Raw genomic sequence first — 22,140 nt, 5'->3', positions numbered from 1 at the left:
TTAAGGTTATTTCTAAAACGTAGTGATTTACTGATATTAGGCATAATTGATGAGTATCATCGATCTGGGCAGTAACAAAGCGAAAGGATTTATATAAATAATGGAATATTTCCAGACATTAAAATCTCGATTATTATTTTTGGTCTTCTTGGTGACCTTGCCTGGCGTTGTCGCTATTTTTGTTCAAGCTGCCTCACAGCGTAACACTGCAATAGATACTGCTCGGTTAAGTGCGGTGGCCATTGCCGATAACATTACTGCTGAACAAGAAAAAATATTACAAAAGACCGAAAGCTTCCTTAAACGTTTATCAAATTATACTGTTTTACTCTCTCCGGACACTGCGCAATGTAGTGAGTTTCTCGCTAACTTACACCATTTAACCGATTACTATGTGAACCTCGGGGCTCCTAATAGCAAAGGGGAGTTAACCTGTACTGCATTGCCCTTAGAAACGTCTGTTAACGTTGCTGATCGACCTTATATTAAACAAGCCATTGCTACTGGTGCTTTTTCCGTTGGTAGATTTCAGGTCGATCGTGCTGCGAATACGACTACTATAAATTTTGCGTATCCCATTGTTGATCAAGAGAATATAGTGAAAGGGGTTGCTGTGGCAGCTGTCTCTTTAGACTGGTGGAGTCAACAATTAGCGCATGCAAATTTACCAGAAAATGCCGTCGCTTATATTACTGACCATGAAGATAATATTATTGCAACTTACCCAACACAAAAAAATCTATTAGGTGTCGCTATCGGTTCCATTCAACACTTTTTTGGAGCCAGTGCGAGTGAGCAGACATCTATGTTAGAAGATAATCAAGGACATTTAAGAATTTTTGTCAGTAGAAATTTAATGAATGTTGAAGGCGATACGCCAGTTAAAATGATCATCGGTATCCCATTTTCAGAAGCATTACAGACTATTGATAACCGCTTGTTCAAAATCTTCTCTACTATTTTATTCTTTATCATCCTATGTATTGTATTATCTATTGTGGCGATTAATAGGAGTGTATTAAGACCGCTTAACGCATTAAAAACGTCGACACAACAATTAGCATTAGGGCATAAGGATGATCTAAGTGCCCTAACCGGCGCCACTGAGCTGATTGACTTACAACAACAGTTTAGCAAAATGGCAAGTACTCGTTTAGATACCGAGCAACAGTTAAAAATTAGTCAGTTTTTCCTGAAGCAAAGTGAAGAAAAGTTGTCTCGACATTTACAAAACACGCCATTAGGTGCAATAGGTTGGAATACTGATTTTATCTGTACGGAATGGAATAGAGCAGCAGAAATTATATTTGGCTATTCAGCTTATGAAGCATTAGGCACTCATATTATGACGCTAATTGTGGCTCCAGAATTAAGAGATGAATTTGCTGAGCATTATGCATTGTTATTACAAAATAAAGGAGGCACATTTTTTAGCGCCGAGAATGTCACTAAAACAGGCGAAGTCATTTTTTGTAATTGGTATAACACCTTAATTCAAGACAATAATAATGAAATCGAGGAGATCGCAACCTTAATCAAAGACGTCACTGAAGATAAACGTAACCAAGATACCTTGGATAAGTTTTTTAAATTACCAATGACATTGCACCTTATTCTTGATTTTGATGGTTATGTGAAAAAGGTAAATAATGGCTGGGCTAATATTTTGGGCTACTCGTCAGAGGAGCTAATGGATTGTTTTATTCTCGATAAAATACACCCTGATGACCGTGAAAAGACTTTATATGAGATTGAACGTATCAGCCAAGGTGGAGAAATCGTTGCTTTTGAAAATCGCTATGTAACAAAGAGTGGTGAGTTTAGAACCATAGACTGGTCATCTATTGCCTCCATGGATGAGAAATTTATCTACTCAATTGGTACTGATATTACTGAAAGAAGAGGTAACGAAGACGAGCTAAGATTGGCTGCAGGTGTGTTTACCCATGCTAAGGAAGCCATTGTTATTTCTGATGTACATAATCATATTATTGATGTCAATGAAGCGTTCACCACCTTAAGTGGTTATAAGAAACAAGAGGTAGTCGGACTGCGTAATAACATTCTAAAATCAGGGCTACATGATAAGCACTTTTATCAAGGGATGTGGGATAGCATCTCTACAAAAGGGTTTTGGTCAGGTGAGATTTGGAATCAACATAAAAGTGGGGCAATTATCCCACAATTATTAACCGTTAGTACTGTCTATGACCGCTCAAATAAAGTGAAAAACTATATCTCCTTATACACAGATATTACAGATCTTAAAGAACAACAAAAACGCTTAGAGCATATTGCACATTATGATGTGTTAACTGGTTTACCAAATCGTAGTTTACTTGCTGATCGCTTAAAACAAGCCATGTTAAATTGTGATGTAAATGATAAATTCTTAGCCGTAGTATTTTTAGATTTAGATGGTTTTAAAGTAGTTAATGACACCTATGGCCATGACGTGGGTGATGAGTTATTGGTCAAAGCGGCGAAGTTAATCCAAGGTAGTTTACGTAATGGTGATACGTTAGCGCGTTTTGGTGGTGATGAGTTTGTAGCGGTATTTGCTAATTTAGAAAAAGAAGAGAATTGTGAGTCGCTGTTAGAAGGGATGTTAGCTGCTATAAGAAAACCAGTCATAGTTGAAGAGCACGCTTTAAAAGTATCGGCGAGTATGGGGGTGACATTTTACCCACATGATGGGGTAAGTGCAGATCAATTATTACGTCATGCGGATCAAGCTATGTATTGTGCGAAACAAGAGGGTAAAAATCGATATTACCTGTTTGATATGGAGCAAGATATTGCACTGAAAAGTCACCATGAGAAGTTAGTTCGTGTCGGGAAAGGTTTACAAAATAATGAGTTTGTTCTGTATTACCAACCAAAAGTAAATATGAAAACAGGCGAATTAGTTGGTGCTGAAGCGTTAATCCGTTGGCAGCATCCAGAACGTGGTTTATTAGCCCCAATCGCTTTCTTACCCATCATTAATAGACATCAGTTAAACATTGAGTTAGGTGAATGGGTGATCATCACCGCATTAGCACAAATAGCCAGTTGGCGTGAGCAAGGCGTTGATATCATTGTCAGTGTTAATATCGATGCGCAACAGCTACAGCAAAAAAACTTTGCCGAACGCTTAGGTGAATTATTACAAGCTCAGCCGAATGTCCCTCCTCATTTCTTGCAATTAGAGGTACTGGAAACCAGCGAATTACAGGATATTGAAGATGTTGCTAAGATCATGCAAGCCTGTACCGAGCTAGGTGTGGGGTTTGCTTTGGATGACTTTGGTACAGGTTATTGCTCATTAACCTATTTAAAACGTTTACCCGTTGAGTTAATTAAAATTGATCAAAGCTTTATCCTGGGAATGTTAGATGATCCTGATGATTTATCGATTGTCGAAGGGGTGATGGGATTATCAAAAGCGTTCCAAAGAGATGTGATTGCAGAAGGAGTAGAAACGTTAGCACATGGTGCTGCATTATTACGTTTAGGCTGCTGCCATGCTCAGGGGTATGGAATAGCACGCCCAATGCCTGCTAATGAGGTGTTACCTTGGGCGAAAAGTTGGAAACCGGATATTAGCTGGTCCGATATTACCCCTGGCGAACTTCATGATAGTAAAAAAGAAACCGTTGAAACTGTATAGAGGGAGCTTTGCATCGTTAGTTATACAAAGCAAAAATGCCATAATCTAATCTCTTGATTAAAAAATCGCTATCAGCCTACTAATATTAGGTTTGCTAGCGATTATATCCGCTCATTTCATTTCCGTTAACTTCCTGATTATGCTTTAATACGGCGCTTAAAGCGTGATTAATTAATAGCATTGGGGTTTACCGTGAGTCAAGATACCGAAAAACGTCTTAATAAATTTATCAGTGATTCGGGGTATTGTTCTCGACGTGAAGCAGACAAATTAATAGAGCAAAACAGAGTCAAAATTAATGGTGTAGTGCCAGAATTAGGTACTAAAGTACAACCTGGTGATACTGTTGTTGTAGATGGTAAACGTATTAGTAAGATTGCTGATAATAAATCAGACCGTGTTTACATCGCTTATAACAAACCAGTTGGCATTACCTGTACTACTGAGCGTAATGTTTATGGCAATATCATCGATGCAATTAAACATAAAGAACGTATCTTTCCTATTGGGCGATTAGACAAACCTTCAGAAGGGTTAATATTTTTAACCAGTGATGGTGACATAGTTAATAAAATCCTACGTGCTGAGAATGCTCATGATAAAGAGTATCGTGTGACGGTTGACCAACCACTGAGTGAACGTTTTGTTGATCGCATGCAGCGCGGTGTACCTATTTTAGACACAATTACCAAACCGTGTATTGTAAAAGTAGAAAGCCGCTTTGTATTTACCATTATTTTAACCCAAGGTTTAAACCGCCAAATTCGCCGTATGTGTGAATACTTGGGGTATGAAGTGACACGTTTACAACGTACTCGCATCATGAATGTGACTTTAAAAAACCTAAAAGCGGGTCAATGGCGTAATCTGTCTGAACAAGAGATGGCAGAAATTAATACCGCGGTTGCAGGCTCCTCTAAAACCGCTGTGAATACAGCGCAACCAAAACAACAATCTACTGACCAAGCTAATAGTGCTAAAATAGCACGAAATAAGCCGTCGGCAGATAATCGCGGTAAACGGTTTGATAAATCAGCGCCTAAAACTAAAAAAGTGTTTGTTAATAATGCTAAGAAAACAACCAAGACAAACACTACAAAAAATAAACCTACACTGTCGTTAAAAAGAAAATGAGCCAAGGCGAGTTTGATATCATTAAGCAGTACTTTGAGCGTCCAATAAAAGGGGATCAAGGTGTCAGCATTGGCATTGGTGATGATTGCGCTATTTTGGATATCCCAGCAGGCTCACAATTAGCGGTCACCACAGACAGTTTAGTGTCAGGTGTACACTTTTTTGAAGATGTTGATCCCTATCGTTTAGGGTATAAGTCCTTGGCGGTCAACTTAAGTGACATCGCAGCGATGGGTGCAGAGGCTAAATGGGTATCTTTGGCGATCACCTTACCTAGTGTTAATAAAACATGGTTAAGTGAATTTTGTCGTGGTTTTTTTGCATTAGCGGATAAGTACAAGGTGCAATTGATTGGTGGTGATACCACGAAGGGCCCATTATCGATTACGGTTTCTGCGAAAGGTTTGGTTAAAAAAGGTAAAGCCTTAACACGACAAGGTGCTCAGGCAGGTGATCTGATTTGCGTGAGTGGCGCATTAGGTGACGGTGGCTTAGGCCTAGCGGTTAAACTATTAGCAGATGAAGGAAATTCTTTGCAGAATAAACAAGCTTTTATTGATGCGCTGGAGTTAACTGAACCTCGTTTGACACTTGCTCAACAATTAGCGAGTTATGCAACGGCTTGTATTGATATCTCCGATGGCTTAAGTCAAGACTTGACCCATATTTTGAATAAATCACAATGCCATGCGCAAATTGAATTGGAAAAACTACCGCTTTCAGCCGCAATGCAACAGGAAGTAAAACTGGGTAATATAAGTCAGTCTCAAGCGTGGAAATATGCATTAAGTGGTGGGGATGACTATGAGTTATTGTTTACTATTCCTGAACATAAGTTATCAGCATTCAAAGCGCATTTAGCGGGCCATTCGCAACAACACGCATTAGCTTGTTTTGAGATTGGCAAAATAACCCCTTTATCTACAGCGTCATCTCAATCAACTGGTAATACTAGGCATTTAATGACTCAACAAGCAATCTCATTCACTCATCAACAACAACCCGTAGTATTAGACAATACTGGTTGGGATCATTTTAAATAAGGTAACATAATCATGTTAAATCGTGATGATTTAAACGGCTTAAAACTTTCTAATCCAATGCATCTTGCCGCTATCGGCTTTGGTAGTGGTCTTGTACCACAAGCACCTGGTACATTTGGTACCTTAGCGGCAGTGCCATTATTTTATCTATTGGCAATACTTAATATTGAATCCTACTTGGTGATCTTAATTGTTACTAGCTTAGCCGGTTTTTGGTTTTGTGAAGTAACCAGTCGCGCGATGGGAGTGCATGATCATAAAGCGATAGTTTGGGATGAATTTGTCGGTTATTGGATCACTATGTTTCCGGTGTTATTGATGTATCCTGACGTTAATAGTAGTTTAGATATACCATTCGTTTGGATTGTCATTGGATTTATTTTATTTAGATTTTTTGATGTACTCAAACCTTATCCGATCAGCTGGTTAGATAAAAAAGTAGCAGGCGGTTTTGGGATTATGATAGATGATATTGTGGCAGGTATATTTGCGGCAATAGGCTTATTTTTGATCATGCATTATTGGGGGTAAATATGTTATTACGTTGGATTTTGATGGCCTCAATGCTCTACTCGGTAGGCAGCTTGGCGCAAAGCCAAAACGTTTTTAACCCTCAAGCGATTACCGTCGCCATTGATAAAACGCCGGTTTCATTTAATCCGTTTGCCGATGATTCTTTAATGAGCCTGCAATTTAAGCACCTTTTGTTTGACCCTTTATTTCGATGGGATGATCACAAAAATCTACAAGGGCGCTTAGTCGATCATTGGGAACGTTTAGATAAAAATACGGTGCGTTTTTTCTACGAGAAAATGTGCATTTTCATACGGGAAATTTATTAACCTCTAAAGATGTGATTTGGTCTTTTGAGCAAGCAAAGCGACAATCAGATACTAGTTTTTTAAGCAAGTTAGAGTGGGTGAAAGCAACCCAGCAGTTTAGTTTCGATATTCGCTCTAGTTTAACGGATATTCAATTATTAGATCATTTAACTAACTTATTTGTATTGGATTCAACCTTCTACCAAAGTCATGCCAACCTGTTAGATACGTCTCCTTCGATTATATTACCACCGGTTAAAACCTTACCCATCTCGGGAACTGGACCCTATTTGATACAGCAATACAATCCGATGTTAGGTATTGTTGTAGTGGCAAATCCTCATTATTGGGATAGCGAACCGGAGATTAAATTCTTCCGCTTTATGCGCATTAATAAACCACAATCGAGACTATTTGCACTGTTAGCTGATGATGTGCAAGTGAGTTATGGTGTGCCTAATGAGACCGCTGCAGACCTTGAAGAGAATACGGTAAAAAACTTAGTCAAAGTGCCATCTTCGGATGTTATCTTCTTAACCATTAATGATAAGTTATCGCCCATTTTAGAAAATGAAAAAGCCCGTAAAGCCATTCATCTGGCGATTAATCAACAGGGCATGCTTAAGTATATTCTTAAAGATAATGGTCAAGTACACCCATCTGTGATGTCATTAGCAGACAACACCTTAATGGGTGGTAAAGATAATAGCAGTAAAGAGATCATGCCTGAGTATGACTTGGATAAAGCTAAAGCCTTAATCAGTACCATGGATATACCTAAAACCATGTCACTGTTAGTAAAGTTAGATGATTTGGGCAATACCAAAAAAGTGGCTGAAGCGTTAACTAAAATGCTCAAGCGAATTGGCATTACAGTCGTGGTTCAAGAGATAGATTCTGATGATATTTGGCGAAATACTAACTTGTATTACGACTTTACTGTTTCCACTTGGGAAACGCGCTTAATGAGTCGTGATAATATGTTTGAGAATCTATTTTTAGACAGTGACCTAGCTGATTATCTCCAGGATAAATTTAAACAGCAGGGCTTGAGTAATAACTTCAAATCACAGGCCGGTTACTTTAAATCGCTACAACAAAATAACTGGGTGATTCCACTATTTTATCAAGACAAAATTTGGGCGCAAAATGATAAGTTTAATCTGCAAGAGATTTTCTCTAGTAATGGCATACCTTATTGGTCATTGTTTAAGATTAAAAAGCAGCTAGAAATATCGAGTAAAAAAGAAAAGTAAATATTGCAGAGCATCTTTTGGTTATTGTTAAAAAATAGACACAAAAAAAGCAGGTAAACCTGCTTTTTTATCGTTTTAAAACCATTCATTGAATGGTAATAAAGTAATTATGAAAAGAATGCGTTGATTTGCTCTTCAATCCCTGCGCTATCTAATTTTAACATTTGATAAATTTCAGCCTGTGTTCCTTGTTCAATAAAGGTATCTGGTAAACCTAGATTTAACAGTTGCCCGTTGAATTTTTGACTGAGTAAAAACTCATTCACTGCCGATCCTGCACCGCCAGCAATACTGTTTTCTTCAATAGTGACTACCTGTGTATGACTGCTTGCTAGTTGTGTTAATAAGGCTTTGTCTAAAGGTTTTACAAAGCGCATATCTACTAAAGTAGCATTTAACTTTTCAGCCACTGGTATTGCTGCTTGTAAGAAAGTACCAAAACATAAAATAGCTAAACCTTCACCTTCTCTCACTAACTTGGCTTTACCAATTTCCAGTGCGCTCATTTGTGTTTCTATCGGCACACCAGTACCACTTCCTCTTGGATAACGAACAGCAGCAGGGGTGTTGAGTAAGTGACCGGTATAAAGCATATTACGGCATTCTTGCTCATCAGACGGTGTCATGACAGTCATATTTGGCACACAACGTAGGAAACTTAAATCGTAAGCACCTTGGTGTGTAGGCCCATCTGCACCGACAATACCTGCTCTATCAATTGCAAATAAAACCCCTAGGTTTTGAATCGCAACATCATGAATAAGTTGGTCGTAACCACGTTGCAAAAAGCTAGAGTAGATAGCTACAATCGGGTTTAACTCCGCAATTGCCATGCCTGCCGCTAGTGTCACAGCATGCTGCTCTGCAATGGCGACATCATAGTATTTATCTGGGTGACGTTTAGAAAACTCAACCATACCTGAGCCTTCACGCATTGCAGGCGTGATCGCAGTTAATTTAGGATCACTATCTGCCATATCGTTTAACCATTGCCCAAATATTTTTGAGAAGGTTGGAGCACAAGGTTTAGGCGTAGGTAAAGCTTGATCTGGAGTGAATTTAGGTACCGCATGATAAGTAATAGGGTCTAATTCAGCTTGTTTATAGCCTTTACCTTTTTTACTCATAATATGCAGGAATTGTGGACCAGGGTGATTACGCATATTACGTAAGGTATCCACCAAATCTATCACATTATGTCCGTCCATTGGGCCAATATAATTAAAACCAAACTCTTCAAAGATAGTCCCAGGTGAGACCATGCCTTTTAAGTGCTCTTCGGTCTTCTTGGCTAACTCTTTAATTGGCGGAATGTTAGACAGTACTTTTTTGCTGCCTTCACGGAATTGAGTATATAAATCACCAGAGAGTATTTTCGCTAAATGATTATTTAGTGCACCCACGTTTTCTGAAATGGACATTTCATTGTCATTAAGCACCACTAACATGTCATTGTTTAATGCACCTGCATGATTTAGCGCCTCAAAGGCCATACCTGCAGTTATTGCACCATCTCCGATCACGGCAACGACTTTACGACCTTTCTGCTCTTTTTCAGCTGCAATGGCTAAACCAAGCGCTGCGCCAATTGAAGTTGATGAATGGCCAACACTAAGTACGTCGTATTCACTCTCTTCTCGCCATGGGAAAGGGTGGAGACCTTTAAACTGTCTGATACTTTCCATTTGGTCACGACGACCAGTGAGTATTTTATGCGGGTAGGCTTGATGACCCACATCCCAAATAAGATGATCAAAAGGGGTGTGGTAAACATAATGCAAAGCAACTGTTAATTCTACTACACCTAAACCTGATGCAAGATGACCACTGCTTTGACTTACACTGGTTAATAAAAATTGACGTAACTCTTCACATAACGCAGGTAACTGCCTCTTTTTTAATAAACGCAGATCTTCTGGGTAATTAATATTTGCAAGTAACGGGTAATTTCTTAAATCCAATGGCATATTTATTTGTCACGCTTAATGATGTAATGAGAAAACAACTCGAGTAACTGAGTATTATAAGGTAATTGCGATAAAGCATGAAGCGCTTCTTGATATAAGTCTTGGGCTTTTTGTTGAGCTGCCTCTAAACCTAGCAAAGCAGGGTAAGTTGACTTATTCAATGCTTGGTCAGACCCTTGAGGTTTGCCTAAAGTTGCAGTATCACTGGTAATATCTAAAATATCATCCTGTACTTGGAAAGCGAGACCGATAGCGCGAGCAAAACGGGTTAATAGATCAAACTCAGCGGGCGTAATGTCCACCTTAGTGAGTGCGCCCATTTGCACAGCGGCTAAAATCAACGCACCGGTTTTAGCATTATGGATCGCTTCTAATTCAGCTAATGAAGTGGCGCGATTTTCTGCAGCAATATCTAAGACCTGGCCTGCACACATGCCTTTTTCACCGGAGGCGCGAGCCAAAGTGTTAATCATTTTTAATTGTGCTGGCGCTGTTACACCCTCAATTTCCGTGGATAAAATGTCAAAGGCTAGAGTTTGTAAGCCATCACCAGCAAGAATCGCCATGGCTTCATCATATTTGATATGGCAAGTCGGGTGCCCGCGTCTTAACGCATCGTTATCCATCGCCGGTAAATCATCATGAATTAATGAATAAGCGTGAATACATTCAATGGAGCAGGCGATAGGGTCAAGTGTTTCAAGTCTACTACCCAGCATGCTACCGACGGCATAAACTAAAAAAGGGCGAACGCGTTTTCCACCTAATAATGCACCGTAGGTCATTGCTTCATTTAAAGCAGGCGCGGGACTAGTGGCATGGTTAATATGTTGTTCAAGCTGTGTATTTACACGCGCCTGAAATTGCTTCATCGTTGAAGTTAATTGTGTCATGTAGGCTACTTAGTATGAGAAAAGTAAAGCAAAAATTATTCTTCAAATGATTGCAATGGTGCTTGCACATCATTTTGCATTAAGATGCTAACTTGTTGTTGAGCATGCTGAAGTTTCTGATTATTACTGCGAGATAATGCGATGCCACGTTCAAATTGCTTTAATGCATCTTCAAGGGGTAAATCACCAGCCTCTAAATGTAGAACAATTTGCTCAAGTTCTGTAATTGCTTCTTCGTACTGCATATTTTCAGGTTTTTTAAGGCCATGGGGGATCTCTTTTCTATATTTTCTGCAAGGTTACCGTGACTGATAAGGATGTCAAACTAAGGCATACAAATAATTGCTAAAAAGTGAACTTGTAAGCTGTTTAGAGGCTTCATTATAATCTTGATTTTAAATATCTATATTTGGACTACAAACTAACTATAAATAGCTATACTATCTAATAAATGTTGGATAACTAATAAATTTTAAAAGGATTAATCTGTGGATTTAGCAACGCTGGTTGGGATTATAGGTGCCTTTGGCTTTGTTGTCATGGCAATGTTGTTAGGTGGCACCATTGATATGTTTATCGATGTGACCTCTATTTTGATTGTTTTTGGCGGTACAACCTTTGTGGTCATGATGAAATACAACATTGGTCAATTTTTTGGTGCAGTCAAAATCGCCATGAAAGCTTTTATGTTTAAAACTGAGTCACCTGATGAGTTAATCATCAAAACCGTAGAGATGGCTGATGCTGCTCGAAAAGGCGGCTTCTTGGCGTTAGAGGAAGCTGAAATAACCAACCCATTTATGCAAAAAGGCGTAGATATGCTGGTGGATGGCCATGATGCAGATGTAGTACGTCAAACTTTACAGAATGATATTCGCCTTACGGCAGAGCGCCATGAAGTAGGAGCAGATATCTTTAAAAACTTTGGTGATGTTGCGCCTGCGATGGGCATGATCGGTACTTTGATCGGTTTGGTAGCCATGCTGTCTAATATGGATGATCCTAAATCGATTGGTCCTGCGATGGCGGTTGCGCTATTGACCACTTTATACGGTGCGGTCGTTGCCAACATGGTGGCTTTGCCTATTGCCGATAAACTGAAGTTAAGAGCGGCAGAAGAAAAACTTAATCGTAGTCTTATTTTGGATGGTGTGCTAGGTATTCAAGATGGACAAAACCCACGTGTTATTGAAGGTGTGTTACGTAACTATTTACCTGAATCTAAACGCAGCAACGGCGATGCAGACGCTGGGGGTGAGTAATGGAAGAAGAGTGTAAATGTCCACCGGAAGGGTTACCCGCTTGGATGGGAACCTTTGCTGACTTGATGTCATTATTGATGTGTTTTTTGTACTATTACTGTCATTCTCTGAAATGGATGTACTAAAGTTTAAACAGATCGCGGGTTCAATGGCCTTTGCCTTTGGTGTACAAAATCAACTAGAGGTGAAAGATATTCCCAAAGGGACATCAATCATAGCTCAAGAGTTTAGACCTGGTAAGCCAGAACCAACGCCCATTGAAGTGATAATGCAACGTACCACAGAGGTAACGCAGACCACACTCGATTTTCAAGAAGGTGATAGTGAAAAGTCAGGGGCACAACAAAATGTACCGGTTCGTGAAACTGCAATTGAAGTGAATGAAAAAACTAAAGAGGTGTTATCGGCGGAAGCGGCTGAGTCAACGGCTGATCCTTCTGAACAACAATTAGAGTTAACCGAAGATGCTTCAACGGCAAGTCCTGCCCAACAGCAGGCATTAGCCAAACAGGTTGCAGAAGATCTACGTGAAGAGATTGAAGATGGTGCCATTGAGATTGAAGCGCTAGGGCAGCAACTTATTATTCGCGTCAGAGAAAAAGGAGCATTCCCAGCAGGGTCTGCATTTTTACAACCACGTTTTAGACCAGTTATTGCAAAAATTGCCAATATATTAGTGGATATCCCCGGTGTGGTTACCGTCGCTGGGCATACTGACAATGAGCCAATTCAGTATGAATTGTATCGCTCAAACTTAGATCTCTCCGCGCAACGTGCTGTTTCTGTTGCCCAGGAGATGTTGAAGGTATCCAGGATCCGTAGTAAAAAAATGCTCGTTGTTGGTTATGCTAATAGTAAACCGCTGGTGGAAGGGAATAGTGCTGCGGCACAAAATAGAAACCGTCGTGTTGAAATCATGATCATGCAAGGGGAAGCCAGTGAATCTGGTGAGATTTCGGTAGATCAATAAGCAAAGGATGTTGCTCCAATCGGGAGCAACATCTTATCGGTTTAGGCTTCAATCACTTTTTTAACAACATGATTAAAGCCAACACTGGTAAGCCTATCAAAGCTGAGGCAATAAAGAAGTTCACATAACCAAAGCTATCCACGTATACCCCAGAAAATCCAGCAATAAACTTAGGAAACAAAAGCATCATAGAGCTAAATAAAGCATATTGTGTGGCTGAAAATTCAATATTAGTCAGTTTCGATATATAAGTAATAAAGGCCGTTGTGGCAATACCTGCACTGATATTATCCATGGAGATAATTAAAGTTAATAAGGTTAAGTCTTTACCCACAAAAGCGAGGACAGCAAAAATAAGGTTGGTCAGTACAACTAAGAATGCACCTAAAAATAAGATGCTGTAAGTGCTATAACGATTTAATAAAATACCGCCTAAGCCTGCACCCACTAAGGTCATTATTACACCAAAGACTTTGGATATAGCAGCAACTTCACCCTTGGTGTATCCCATATCCACATAAAATGGATTAGCCATGATCCCCATTACAATATCTGAAATACGATAACTACCAATTAAAATGAGTATCAGTAATGCGTGTTTACCATAGCGATTAAAGAAGTCCGTAAAGGGCGCAATCACCGCAATATTTAACCATGCGATAAAACGGGCGGCTATTCCTGGTAATTGAGATGCCTGTAATTTTGCTTCTATTGCTTGTTGACGCTGTTCTAAGGCGTGTTGTTTTTCTGGGTTTTGTTCAGGCTCATCGGCAACAAAAGTGGTCACAATGCCCACTATCATACAAACAGCCATAACAAAGTAGGATAATGACCAAGCAGATAGTTGATAAGCTTCTGATTCACTCGACAATGCAGCGATCGCTAAAGCCCCTGCGCCAGCCATGATCATCGCTAAACGATACCCTGTCATATAAGCAGCTGCCATGGCAGCTTGAAATCTTTCAGGGGCAGACTCAATACGAAACGCATCGATCACAATATCTTGTGTAGCAGAGCTATAAGCCACCACTAAAGCACAAACAGCAAACAATGCTAGGTTTTGTTGTGGATCGCTTAGCGCCATACCGACAATGGCTAACACAATGGCTAGTTGAGAAAGCAATAACCAAGAGCGTCGTCGACCTAACCATTGTGTTAACAAGGGGATTGATAAACGATCGACAAAAGGTGACCAAATCCACTTAAACGCGTAGGCGAGGGCAATCCAGCTAAAGAAACCGATACTGGCTCGGCTTACTCCTGCTTCTCTTAACCAAAATGATAAGGTAGAAAAGACCAATAAAATCGGCAAACCAGCGGAGAAGCCAAGAAAAAACAAAATAGCGACACGTTTTTGTAGATAGATTTTACAGCTTGCTAACCAGCCTTTTTGTTCAGTTTCTAAGGTCGTTTCTGTGTGCATCGCATTTCTCAATTTATTGGGTTACATCTTATATTGGTGTATTTCCTAACAACATAAACGGTTTATTGGCTGATAACATAATCTAATTGATGCCCGATCATCTGATGGCGCCAACCAGTTAATAGCTTAGGTTTGCTCGCTGTTAAACGTTGCTCATCAGTTAATTTCCAACACCAACTTAAATATTGATTAATAATGCGTTTTGAGGCAATCAATTCGACAGGGAGTTCATGACGTTCAGCGCAGGCTTTGATTTTGTCACGAATTGCTTTTAGTGATTTTTTATAATCTGGAAAATCAATTAAGCGAGTGACTAAATCTGGAAACGTTTCAGGATCCTGTTGCACAACATCTGCAATGATATTTAAAATTTGCTGACCATGAATACGGATCTCACTAGGCGCTAGTTTTAAGCGTTTTAAATCATTAAAGCTAGTTGGCTGATAATGTGCCAGCAACCATAGGTGTTCAGCCTTAACCACAAAATTAAGCGCAAGGTTACGTGCTTGTGCGGTTTTTAAGCGCCATTTCGCTAACGCTTTAATGACCGCCAGACTTTGTCTATCTAACTGGAACAGGTTATCTAATGTTTTATAAGCTTTTTCAGGATCAACTGCTTGCATTTTTTGGTCAAGGATCGTCTGACACTCTTCTTGAAAGTGGTCAGTCATGCCTTTCTCTTCCAGTTGTGCTTGTAATACCGTTAAACAAGGCTCTAGGTATAAAACATCCGCTGCCGCATACACTTGTTGTTTTGCTGTTAATGGACGAGCACACCAGTCAGTACGTGATTCGCCTTTGTCTAATACAACACCTTCGATGGATTCCACCATCTTAGCGTAACCTAATGAAGCACCTTGGTTTAAGAAAGCGCAAGCTACCTGTGTATCAAACAAAGTAATATTGAGATCGCCCTTTTGTTGCTTGATGATCTCAAGATCTTCACTGCTGGCATGTAAAATACAGTGCTTATTATCGATGGCTTGCCAAAATGCGTCGATATTACCAATAGCAATAGGATCAATTAAGGTGATCTTCTTATTTTGAGAAACTTGTAATAAGCCTAAATTGGCATAGAAAGTGCGCGTGCGCACAAATTCAGTATCGAGAGAGACAGGGGAGTTATCTAAAGTTTTTACGTATTCAGATAGTTGTGCCTGGGTAGTAATGATATCAAATTGCATCAACTGTAAGCCTAATTTAAGTTCTAATATGGCGTTTATCTTACGGAAAATGTTGAATTTTTCTATTAGAATATTGATTATCTTTTTTCTGTGATTAGCCACTATAAATGCATAAAAAGTATTAAATATTGCATAAACATATAAAGGGATAGCGCACAAATTTGAGTCGATATATTGTAGGTTTGCTATTGTTCCATTAGAATAAGACTTTACAAATTCACCGATATCTGCTTATTGATAATCATTCGTATTAGCAATATATGCAAACCGGTAACTAGATTTTTAAGTAATACCAACTCCATTCAATATTTGGTCAGTTTAGATTCAGTAAAAAATGGGCGACGTAAACTGTGGTTAATGTGATGATTAATTATGTTAACCACAGTTTACGAGTACCTGTTTGCTTCAATATAAATGACTCCAATATGTTTGGTTTGGTTAATAGTGTGGTAAGGGAAACAATGACTAGAACAATGTATGAAAAAATCTGGGATGCGAACCTAGTTCACGAACCAGAAGCTGGCTCTCCGCTTTTGTTTGTTGACAGACATCTAATGCACGAAGTAACAAGCCCACAAGCTTTCGAAGGCCTTCGTCTACAAAACCGTAAAGTACGTAACGTGCATAGTATTCTAGGTACAATTGACCACTGTGTTCCAACTAAAGATCGTTTTAATATTGTTGATGCAATCGCTAAAAAACAAGTTGAAACAATGACTGCAAATTGTGAAGAGAACGAAATCAATCTTTACGGTATGGACAGCAACCAAAATGGTGTTATTCACATCGTTGTACCTGAGCATGGTTTTGTTCATCCAGGTATGGTTGTATGTTGTGGTGATAGTCACACAGCAACACACGGTGCTTTCGGTGCACTTGCATTTGGTATTGGTACCAGTGAAGTTGAACACGTAATGGCAACACAAACATTACAACAGAAAAAGCAAAAACAATGTTAGTAAAAGTAGAAGGCAAACTACCTGCTTTCTCAACTGCTAAAGATATTGCGTTAGCAATTATCGCTGAAACAGGTACAGCTGGCGGTACGGGTTACGTAATGGAATTCGCTGGTAATACGATCACTGACCTAACAATGGAAGGCCGTATGACACTGTGTAATATGGCTATCGAAGCTGGTGCACGTGCCGGTCTTGTTGCACCTGACCAAGTGACTTTCGATTACCTAGAAGGTAAAGAATTCGCACCTAAAGGTGATCATTGGCCTGCTGCTGTTGAATACTGGAAATCACTAAGTTCTGATGAAGGCGCAGAGTTTGACGCTGTTATCGAATTAAAAGCAGAAGATATTGCTCCACAAGTTTCTTGGGGTACATCTCCAGAGCAAGTTATCTCAGTAACAGGTGTTGTTCCATCACCATCTGACTTCACTAATGAAGTTAAATCTCAAGCTTGTGCAAGTGCACTTAAATACATGGCATTAGATGCAGGTCAAAAAATGACTGATATCCATATTGATGTTGTGTTTATTGGTTCTTGTACTAATGGCCGTATTGAAGATTTCCGTGCTGCTGCAGAATTACTGAAAGGTAAAAAAGTTGCTGAAGGCGTACAAGCGTTTGCTGTACCGGGTTCTTTCCCAGTTAAAGACCAAGCAGAGAAAGAAGGGATCGATAAGATCTTTATCGATGCAGGTTGGGAATGGCGTGATCCAGGTTGTTCAATGTGTCTAGCAATGAATGGCGATGAGTTAAAAGATGGTCAACGTAGTGCATCTACTTCAAACCGTAATTTCGAAGGTCGTCAAGGTAAAGGTGGTCGTACTCACCTTGTATCACCAGCAATGGCTGCTGCAGCATCAGTTGCAGGTCACTTTGTAGACATCCGAGATTGGAAATAGGGGCGAAAATAATGCAACCATATATTAAACATACAAGTATCGCAGCGTTAATGGATCGTAGTAACGTTGATACAGACCAAATCATCCCAAAAAACTTCATGAAAAAAGTTGAACGTACTGGTTTCGGTATCAACTTATTCCATAACTGGCGTTTCCTTGCGGATAACATCACTCCAAACCCTGAGTTTGAATTAAATAAACCTGCTTTCCAAGGTGCTAAAATTTTAGTTGCTGGCGAAAACTTTGGTTGTGGTTCATCTCGTGAGCATGCTCCTTGGGCAATCGCTGACTACGGTTTTAATACTATTATTTCTACAAGCTTTGCTGATATTTTCTTTAGTAACTGTTTTAAAAATAGCATTCTGCCTATCGTGGTTACTGATGAGCAACTTGCTGCGCTTATGGCTGAAATATCAGGAAACGAAGGTGTTGAATTTACTGTTGATTCTAGAAGCTCAAAAAGTAACAACACCAGGTGGTTTATCTATCTCTTTTGAAGTTGATGCATTCCGTAAAGAATCATTACTTGAAGGCTTAGACGATATCGCTTGGACACTAAAACACGAAAAAGAAATCTCTGCTTATGAAGTAGAGCACAAAAAACGTCTTCCATGGTTATGGCCTAGCGCTTAATCTGTTTTAGTTCGTTACAATCAAAAAAGGCGCACCTGTTGCGCCTTTTTTATCGAAAACTTATTGCATTAAGTATTTGATTTATTAAGGCTATATGTCTTAATGAAGAATGTTAATTTGGTTATTTTAATGTTAGCCATAAATGCAATAGTGCAATAAGTTTTTACCGAGTAATTTAGAGTGGAGTAAACAATGACTCAAGATAACGTCACTGTACAGTTGATGGATACAACATTACGCGATGGAGAACAAACGCAAGCTGTTTCATTTTCTCCCGCTGAAAAAGTGAGCCTAGCAAAAGCGTTGTTGCAAAGACTTAAAATTGACCGTATTGAAGTGGCTTCCGCACGTGTTTCTGAGGGTGAAAAAGTTGCTGTTGCACAATTAAATAAATGGGCAACCAAAGAAGGTTTAGTTGACCGTATTGAAGTGTTGGGTTTTGTTGACCATACATTGAGTGTTGATTGGATCACGGACACAGGTGGTAAAGTACTTAATTTACTAGCAAAGGGCAGTTTAAAACATTGCTCTGAGCAGTTGAAAAAATCATTAGATGAGCATATAACAGATGTAAAACAAACCATCGATTATGCGTTGTCAAAAGGGCTAAAAGTCAATATCTATTTAGAAGACTGGTCAAACGGTTACAAAGACAGCCCTGAATATGTTTATGAGATGCTTGAAAAGTTATCTGATGCTGGTATTACGCACTTTATGTTACCAGACACATTAGGCGTGATGTCTCCCGATGAAGTCTTTGCTAGTTTGAGTGATATGGTGACACGTTTCCCAACACTTAAATTCGATTTCCACCCGCATAATGATTATGGCTTAGCCACTGCGAATGCGATGTTTGCTGTAAAAGCTGGCGTATCTTCAATTCATTGTACGATGAACTGTTTAGGTGAGCGTGCAGGTAACGCGTCTTTAACAGAAGTTGCGGTAGTCTTGCAGGATAAGCTGGGTAAAAAAGTAAATATTGATGAATCAGAGATCCATAACTTAAGTAAGCTAGTAGAAAATTTCTCTGGTAAACGTATTGCTGATAATACACCGATTGTTGGTGCTGATGTATTTACACAAACCAGTGGAATTCATGCTGATGGTGATAAAAAAGGTGGGTTATATATTTCTGCGTTAACGCCTGAACGTTTTGCTCGTTCACGTAGTTATGCTTTAGGCAAAATGAGTGGTAAAGCGTCGTTAGCTAAAAACCTAGAAGAGATGGATATAGATTTAGATGCAGAGCAACAGAAAAAACTGTTGAAACGTATCGTACAATTAGGCGATCAAAAAGCCACCATCACGGCAGATGATTTACCTTTTATTATTGCGGATTTATTAGAACGTAATGACTTTAATAACGTTGAATTATTGAATTGTTCTATCAATTCAGGTTTAGATTTAGAGTCCACGGTAAGTATCCGCGTGCGTGTCAATGATAAAATTCATAAAGCCAGCGGCAGTGGTAATGGTGGTTTTGATGCCTTTATTAAAGCCATGAAAAAAATACTTAATGAACATGACTTTATTTTCCCTGAATTAGTAGACTTTGAGTTACGTATCCCGCCTGGTGGTCAAACAAGCGCTTTAACTGAGTGTTCAGTGACCTGGGAAGATGATGGGGAACAGTTCACAACTCGTGGGGTGAATACCAACCAAGTTATTGCTGGTATTGGTGCTACGTTAAGAATGATTAACCTGCGTTTACAAGATAAGTAATACAGAACAATCTATAATTTATCTAAAGCCTTAATCTTTGATTAGGGCTTTTGTGTTTTGGCGAATATACTATCGCCTAAAGTAATTGCATTAAATAAGTGATCTAAATTTTACGCAGGAAAAATGACTTAGTTCGAGGCGTAATTTAAGCCTTTCGACGATTAACTTCGTTAATAGTCTAGTGGAGAATTAACCAAAAGAGATTAATTCTTTAATAGTTGTTCTAAAAATGACAACGAAGAAATAAGTTATTTTAACAAGCAAAATAGGTCAGTTACTTAGTGTGATTGCTATTATATATGTAATAAATAATACTGATTACTGTGTTTAAGTGATCGGTACAATAAATGAAAGAAGGAAAAACAATGAGAGTATGTGGTGTTGAATTAACAGGTAACGAAGCCGTTATTGCAATCATGCAATATAAAAATGGTTTATACGATGTGCCGCCTGTGCGTACAACTAAACTAACATTAACTGATCCTATCAATACTGAACCTCTTAAAAAGTTTCAGTTTGATTTCGCACAATTAATGAAAGATTACCAAGTCGATAAAGTGATTATTCGTCAACGTGCATTAAAAGGTAAATTTGCTGGTCACACTTTAAGCTTTAAAATCGAAGGGGCTTTACAACTGATTGCTGGTTTAGATGTACAAGTGATCACGCCTGACTACATCAAAGAGGGCCTTAAAAAAGCACAAAACTCGCCAACGGCTGTGGAATTAGGTCTTAAAAAATTCCAAGAGCAAGCGATGTTAACGGCTTTTGGTTACCTAGAGCACCGTGTTTAAAAAAGCACGGTTATCAATATTCAATAGGCAAGATGTTGTTTAGCGATTGAATAGATTTAATCTTTTGGAGAAGCCTGTGGAAAACAGTTTTGAAAATTTCGTTGCACAATTTAAAGCGCAACAACCTGTATCATTAGCCGTTTTTTTCTATCAAGCGGAATTACATTTAATTAAGCAATTAAAAGATTATTTGCAGATTGAACAAACAACAGAGCGCAGCTTTTTTCACTTGTCGAACAAGCAAAGAAAATCAAACAAAATGAAACGAGTAAACGTTTTTGGAATGCGCTTCTTGCTTTTAATCAAGTCAACTTCAAACCTGTTAAAAACAATGCACAGCCATGGCTGCGTTTTGTGAATATTATTGAGTCTTTACAAGGGTATTCGGGTAGCCAGTTATTTGATGCCAAAAACATTCAAGTTAAACGACAACACCGTTTATTTTTTGCTTATATGTTGGCTCTGGGAGCACCTTCGTTATATCGCAGGTAGTGAGGATGAATATAGTCCAAGTAGTGGGCTATTAGCGACTTACTCAAGTGCTCATTCCGAAGAAGACCATGTGCATAGTGATGCATGCGAAAATAATGGATGTAGCAGTCACTAGTTTTTCATTAACAACACGTTTCTACTATTGGAGCGTGTTGTCTTTTAATAAATAAGTTTTTTAAGTGAATAAACAAATTTGCCCACTATGTTTACATCAAAACCGCTGTGATGTGAGCGCTAAACAAGACTGTTGGTGTAACAAAGTGGTGGTGCCACAAGGCTTAATTGATTTGTTAGCTGAAGCAGTAAAAGATAAGCAATGTATTTGTAATGTTTGTATCAGTCGTTATGTTGCAGACCCTGAAAATTTTAAGGTAAAAACGCTCACTGATAAACCTGATCTATCCTACCCAGTTACTGATTAGCCTGTTCGATACTCACCGCTGAGTTACCACTATTATCTTCTAAGTTAATATCTGCACCACGTTTGACTAATAAGGTACGTAGCTCTTCACGACCAAATAATGTCGCAAACATCACTGCTGTTTGACCAGCTTTATTTTGTTGATTTTCATCGCAGTCTTCAGACATTAAAGTCTTAGCGATGCTTAACTCGCCTCTGAAAACAGCAGCCATTAATGCGGTATTACCTCTATTATCTTGTGCACAGACATTGGCACCATGTTCAATTAAGCTATTTACAATTGTCTTTTGACCATTATAAGTTGCAATCATTAATGCGGTGTAACCTTTATGATTTTTTATATCTACAGGTAACCCAGCCTTTAGAAATTCGTTGATCACTTCATTATCACCTGTACGAGCGGCTGCATAATAATAGGGCATTAAATCTGTATAGGTACTATTTTGTGTTGTGTCCTTATCCTGTGCAAATGCACTGGGAGTGAGTACAGAGAATAAGAGAAGAGGAAAGGTACTAGCAAACACCCAATTTGATTTTTTTACTCTATTAATCGAAATTAATAACTTAATAGTAAACATACCTTTCCTCTTTTACCTGTTTAAAGGGGTAGGGGTG

17 protein-coding genes and 3 pseudogenes are annotated in these 22,140 nt (G+C 38.9%); 14 read left to right on the top strand and 6 right to left on the bottom strand.

Annotated elements, in window-relative coordinates; all coding sequences use genetic code 11:
* Window positions 1–100: 100 nt before the first annotated feature.
* From ACLKL2_RS04785 to ACLKL2_RS04760, 6 genes are all read left to right on the top strand, one after another.
* Window positions 101–3,652: an EAL domain-containing protein gene (locus tag ACLKL2_RS04785; protein ID WP_413693570.1), complete on the top strand. Its 3,552-nt coding sequence runs from the start codon at window positions 101–103 to the stop codon at window positions 3,650–3,652.
* A 192-nt stretch (window positions 3,653–3,844) separates the two neighbouring features.
* On the top strand, window positions 3,845–4,786 hold the full coding sequence (gene rluF / locus ACLKL2_RS04780) for a 23S rRNA pseudouridine(2604) synthase RluF (RefSeq protein ID WP_413693569.1): 942 nt from the start codon (window positions 3,845–3,847) through the stop codon (window positions 4,784–4,786).
* Window positions 4,783–5,829 (top strand): thiamine-phosphate kinase, encoded by a 1,047-nt coding sequence (thiL, locus tag ACLKL2_RS04775; RefSeq protein ID WP_413693568.1) that lies wholly within the window; start codon window positions 4,783–4,785, stop codon window positions 5,827–5,829. Before rluF ends, thiL begins: the two co-directional genes overlap by 4 nt.
* Before the next feature lie 12 nt (window positions 5,830–5,841).
* Window positions 5,842–6,360: a phosphatidylglycerophosphatase A family protein gene (locus ACLKL2_RS04770; protein WP_413693567.1), complete on the top strand. Its 519-nt coding sequence runs from the start codon at window positions 5,842–5,844 to the stop codon at window positions 6,358–6,360.
* 2 nt (window positions 6,361–6,362) lie between these two features.
* Window positions 6,363–6,671 carry a hypothetical protein gene (locus ACLKL2_RS04765; RefSeq protein WP_413693566.1) on the top strand — a complete coding sequence of 103 codons (309 nt, stop codon included), beginning with the start codon at window positions 6,363–6,365 and terminating at the stop codon, window positions 6,669–6,671.
* The gene (locus ACLKL2_RS04760; RefSeq protein ID WP_413693565.1) at window positions 6,644–7,906 is read left to right on the top strand and encodes an ABC transporter substrate-binding protein; all 1,263 of its coding nucleotides are present in this window, start codon (window positions 6,644–6,646) and stop codon (window positions 7,904–7,906) included. Before ACLKL2_RS04765 ends, ACLKL2_RS04760 begins: the two co-directional genes overlap by 28 nt.
* A gap of 107 nt (window positions 7,907–8,013) precedes the next feature.
* On the opposite strand, the gene dxs is transcribed toward ACLKL2_RS04760, so the two are convergent.
* The 3 genes from dxs to xseB are packed head-to-tail and all read right to left on the bottom strand — an operon-like array spanning window position 8,014 to window position 11,041.
* A complete protein-coding gene (dxs, locus tag ACLKL2_RS04755; protein WP_413693564.1) occupies window positions 8,014–9,873 on the bottom strand; it encodes a 1-deoxy-D-xylulose-5-phosphate synthase in 1,860 nt (619 codons plus the stop codon).
* Window positions 9,874–9,875: 2 nt separating this feature from the next.
* Complete coding sequence (gene ispA, locus ACLKL2_RS04750) at window positions 9,876–10,766, bottom strand: (2E,6E)-farnesyl diphosphate synthase (RefSeq protein ID WP_113819792.1); 891 nt, start codon at window positions 10,764–10,766, stop codon at window positions 9,876–9,878.
* 35 nt (window positions 10,767–10,801) lie between these two features.
* Entirely contained in the window at window positions 10,802–11,041 is a 240-nt protein-coding gene (gene xseB, locus ACLKL2_RS04745; RefSeq protein WP_413694249.1) for an exodeoxyribonuclease VII small subunit, read from the bottom strand.
* 213 nt (window positions 11,042–11,254) lie between these two features.
* On the opposite strand from xseB, the gene pomA reads away from it, so the two are divergent.
* Window positions 11,255–12,028 (top strand): flagellar motor protein PomA, encoded by a 774-nt coding sequence (gene pomA / locus ACLKL2_RS04740; protein WP_113819794.1) that lies wholly within the window; start codon window positions 11,255–11,257, stop codon window positions 12,026–12,028.
* A pseudogene (locus ACLKL2_RS04735) lies at window positions 12,028–12,998 on the top strand (flagellar motor protein MotB). The gene pomA and the pseudogene ACLKL2_RS04735 overlap by 1 nt, the downstream one beginning before the upstream one ends.
* A gap of 52 nt (window positions 12,999–13,050) precedes the next feature.
* On the opposite strand, the gene ACLKL2_RS04730 reads toward ACLKL2_RS04735, so the two are convergent.
* On the bottom strand, window positions 13,051–14,421 hold the full coding sequence (locus tag ACLKL2_RS04730; protein WP_413693563.1) for an AmpG family muropeptide MFS transporter: 1,371 nt from the start codon (window positions 14,419–14,421) through the stop codon (window positions 13,051–13,053).
* 62 nt (window positions 14,422–14,483) lie between these two features.
* Window positions 14,484–15,605 (bottom strand): ribonuclease D, encoded by a 1,122-nt coding sequence (rnd, locus tag ACLKL2_RS04725; RefSeq protein ID WP_113819797.1) that lies wholly within the window; start codon window positions 15,603–15,605, stop codon window positions 14,484–14,486.
* A gap of 461 nt (window positions 15,606–16,066) precedes the next feature.
* Here rnd and leuC point away from each other — a divergent pair.
* The 6 genes and pseudogenes from leuC to ACLKL2_RS04695 all read left to right on the top strand — a co-directional run bounded on the left by leuC (window position 16,067) and on the right by ACLKL2_RS04695 (window position 21,526).
* Window positions 16,067–17,463 (top strand): annotated as a pseudogene (gene leuC, locus ACLKL2_RS04720) (3-isopropylmalate dehydratase large subunit).
* Between the two features lie 11 nt (window positions 17,464–17,474).
* Window positions 17,475–18,096: pseudogene (gene leuD, locus ACLKL2_RS04715) on the top strand (3-isopropylmalate dehydratase small subunit).
* A 192-nt stretch (window positions 18,097–18,288) separates the two neighbouring features.
* Window positions 18,289–19,818, top strand: coding sequence for an alpha-isopropylmalate synthase regulatory domain-containing protein (locus ACLKL2_RS04710; protein WP_413693562.1), 1,530 nt, complete (start codon window positions 18,289–18,291; stop codon window positions 19,816–19,818).
* A gap of 365 nt (window positions 19,819–20,183) precedes the next feature.
* A complete protein-coding gene (locus ACLKL2_RS04705) occupies window positions 20,184–20,612 on the top strand; it encodes a DUF3010 family protein (protein ID WP_113819801.1) in 429 nt (142 codons plus the stop codon).
* Between the two features lie 76 nt (window positions 20,613–20,688).
* A complete protein-coding gene (locus ACLKL2_RS04700; RefSeq protein WP_413693561.1) occupies window positions 20,689–20,970 on the top strand; it encodes a hypothetical protein in 282 nt (93 codons plus the stop codon).
* Between the two features lie 313 nt (window positions 20,971–21,283).
* Window positions 21,284–21,526, top strand: a complete 243-nt coding sequence (locus ACLKL2_RS04695; protein WP_113819803.1) for a cysteine-rich CWC family protein — start codon at window positions 21,284–21,286, stop codon at window positions 21,524–21,526.
* On the opposite strand, the gene ACLKL2_RS04690 is transcribed toward ACLKL2_RS04695, so the two are convergent.
* Complete coding sequence (locus tag ACLKL2_RS04690) at window positions 21,516–22,103, bottom strand: ankyrin repeat domain-containing protein (protein WP_113819804.1); 588 nt, start codon at window positions 22,101–22,103, stop codon at window positions 21,516–21,518. The two genes, ACLKL2_RS04695 and ACLKL2_RS04690, sit on opposite strands and share 11 nt — an antisense overlap.
* Window positions 22,104–22,140: the final 37 nt, after the last annotated feature.

Source organism: Psychromonas sp. KJ10-2, from assembly GCF_047323255.1.
Taxonomy (GTDB): domain Bacteria; phylum Pseudomonadota; class Gammaproteobacteria; order Enterobacterales; family Psychromonadaceae; genus Psychromonas.
This window is presented reverse-complemented; position numbering and strand designations above follow the sequence as displayed.

Bases quoted from the DNA above. Each gene is read 5' to 3' on its own strand.
- ACLKL2_RS04710 (WP_413693562.1), top strand. From the start codon at position 18,289: ATGACTCAAGATAACGTCACTGTACAGTTGATGGATACAACATTACGC.
- ispA (WP_113819792.1), bottom strand. From the start codon at position 10,766: ATGACACAATTAACTTCAACGATGAAGCAATTTCAGGCGCGTGTAAAT.
- ACLKL2_RS04705 (WP_113819801.1), top strand. From the start codon at position 20,184: ATGAGAGTATGTGGTGTTGAATTAACAGGTAACGAAGCCGTTATTGCA.
- rnd (WP_113819797.1), bottom strand. From the start codon at position 15,605: ATGCAATTTGATATCATTACTACCCAGGCACAACTATCTGAATACGTA.
- ACLKL2_RS04770 (WP_413693567.1), top strand. From the start codon at position 5,842: ATGTTAAATCGTGATGATTTAAACGGCTTAAAACTTTCTAATCCAATG.
- ACLKL2_RS04730 (WP_413693563.1), bottom strand. From the start codon at position 14,421: ATGCACACAGAAACGACCTTAGAAACTGAACAAAAAGGCTGGTTAGCA.
- ACLKL2_RS04765 (WP_413693566.1), top strand. From the start codon at position 6,363: ATGTTATTACGTTGGATTTTGATGGCCTCAATGCTCTACTCGGTAGGC.
- thiL (WP_413693568.1), top strand. From the start codon at position 4,783: ATGAGCCAAGGCGAGTTTGATATCATTAAGCAGTACTTTGAGCGTCCA.
- ACLKL2_RS04785 (WP_413693570.1), top strand. From the start codon at position 101: ATGGAATATTTCCAGACATTAAAATCTCGATTATTATTTTTGGTCTTC.
- dxs (WP_413693564.1), bottom strand. From the start codon at position 9,873: ATGCCATTGGATTTAAGAAATTACCCGTTACTTGCAAATATTAATTAC.
- ACLKL2_RS04690 (WP_113819804.1), bottom strand. From the start codon at position 22,103: ATGTTTACTATTAAGTTATTAATTTCGATTAATAGAGTAAAAAAATCA.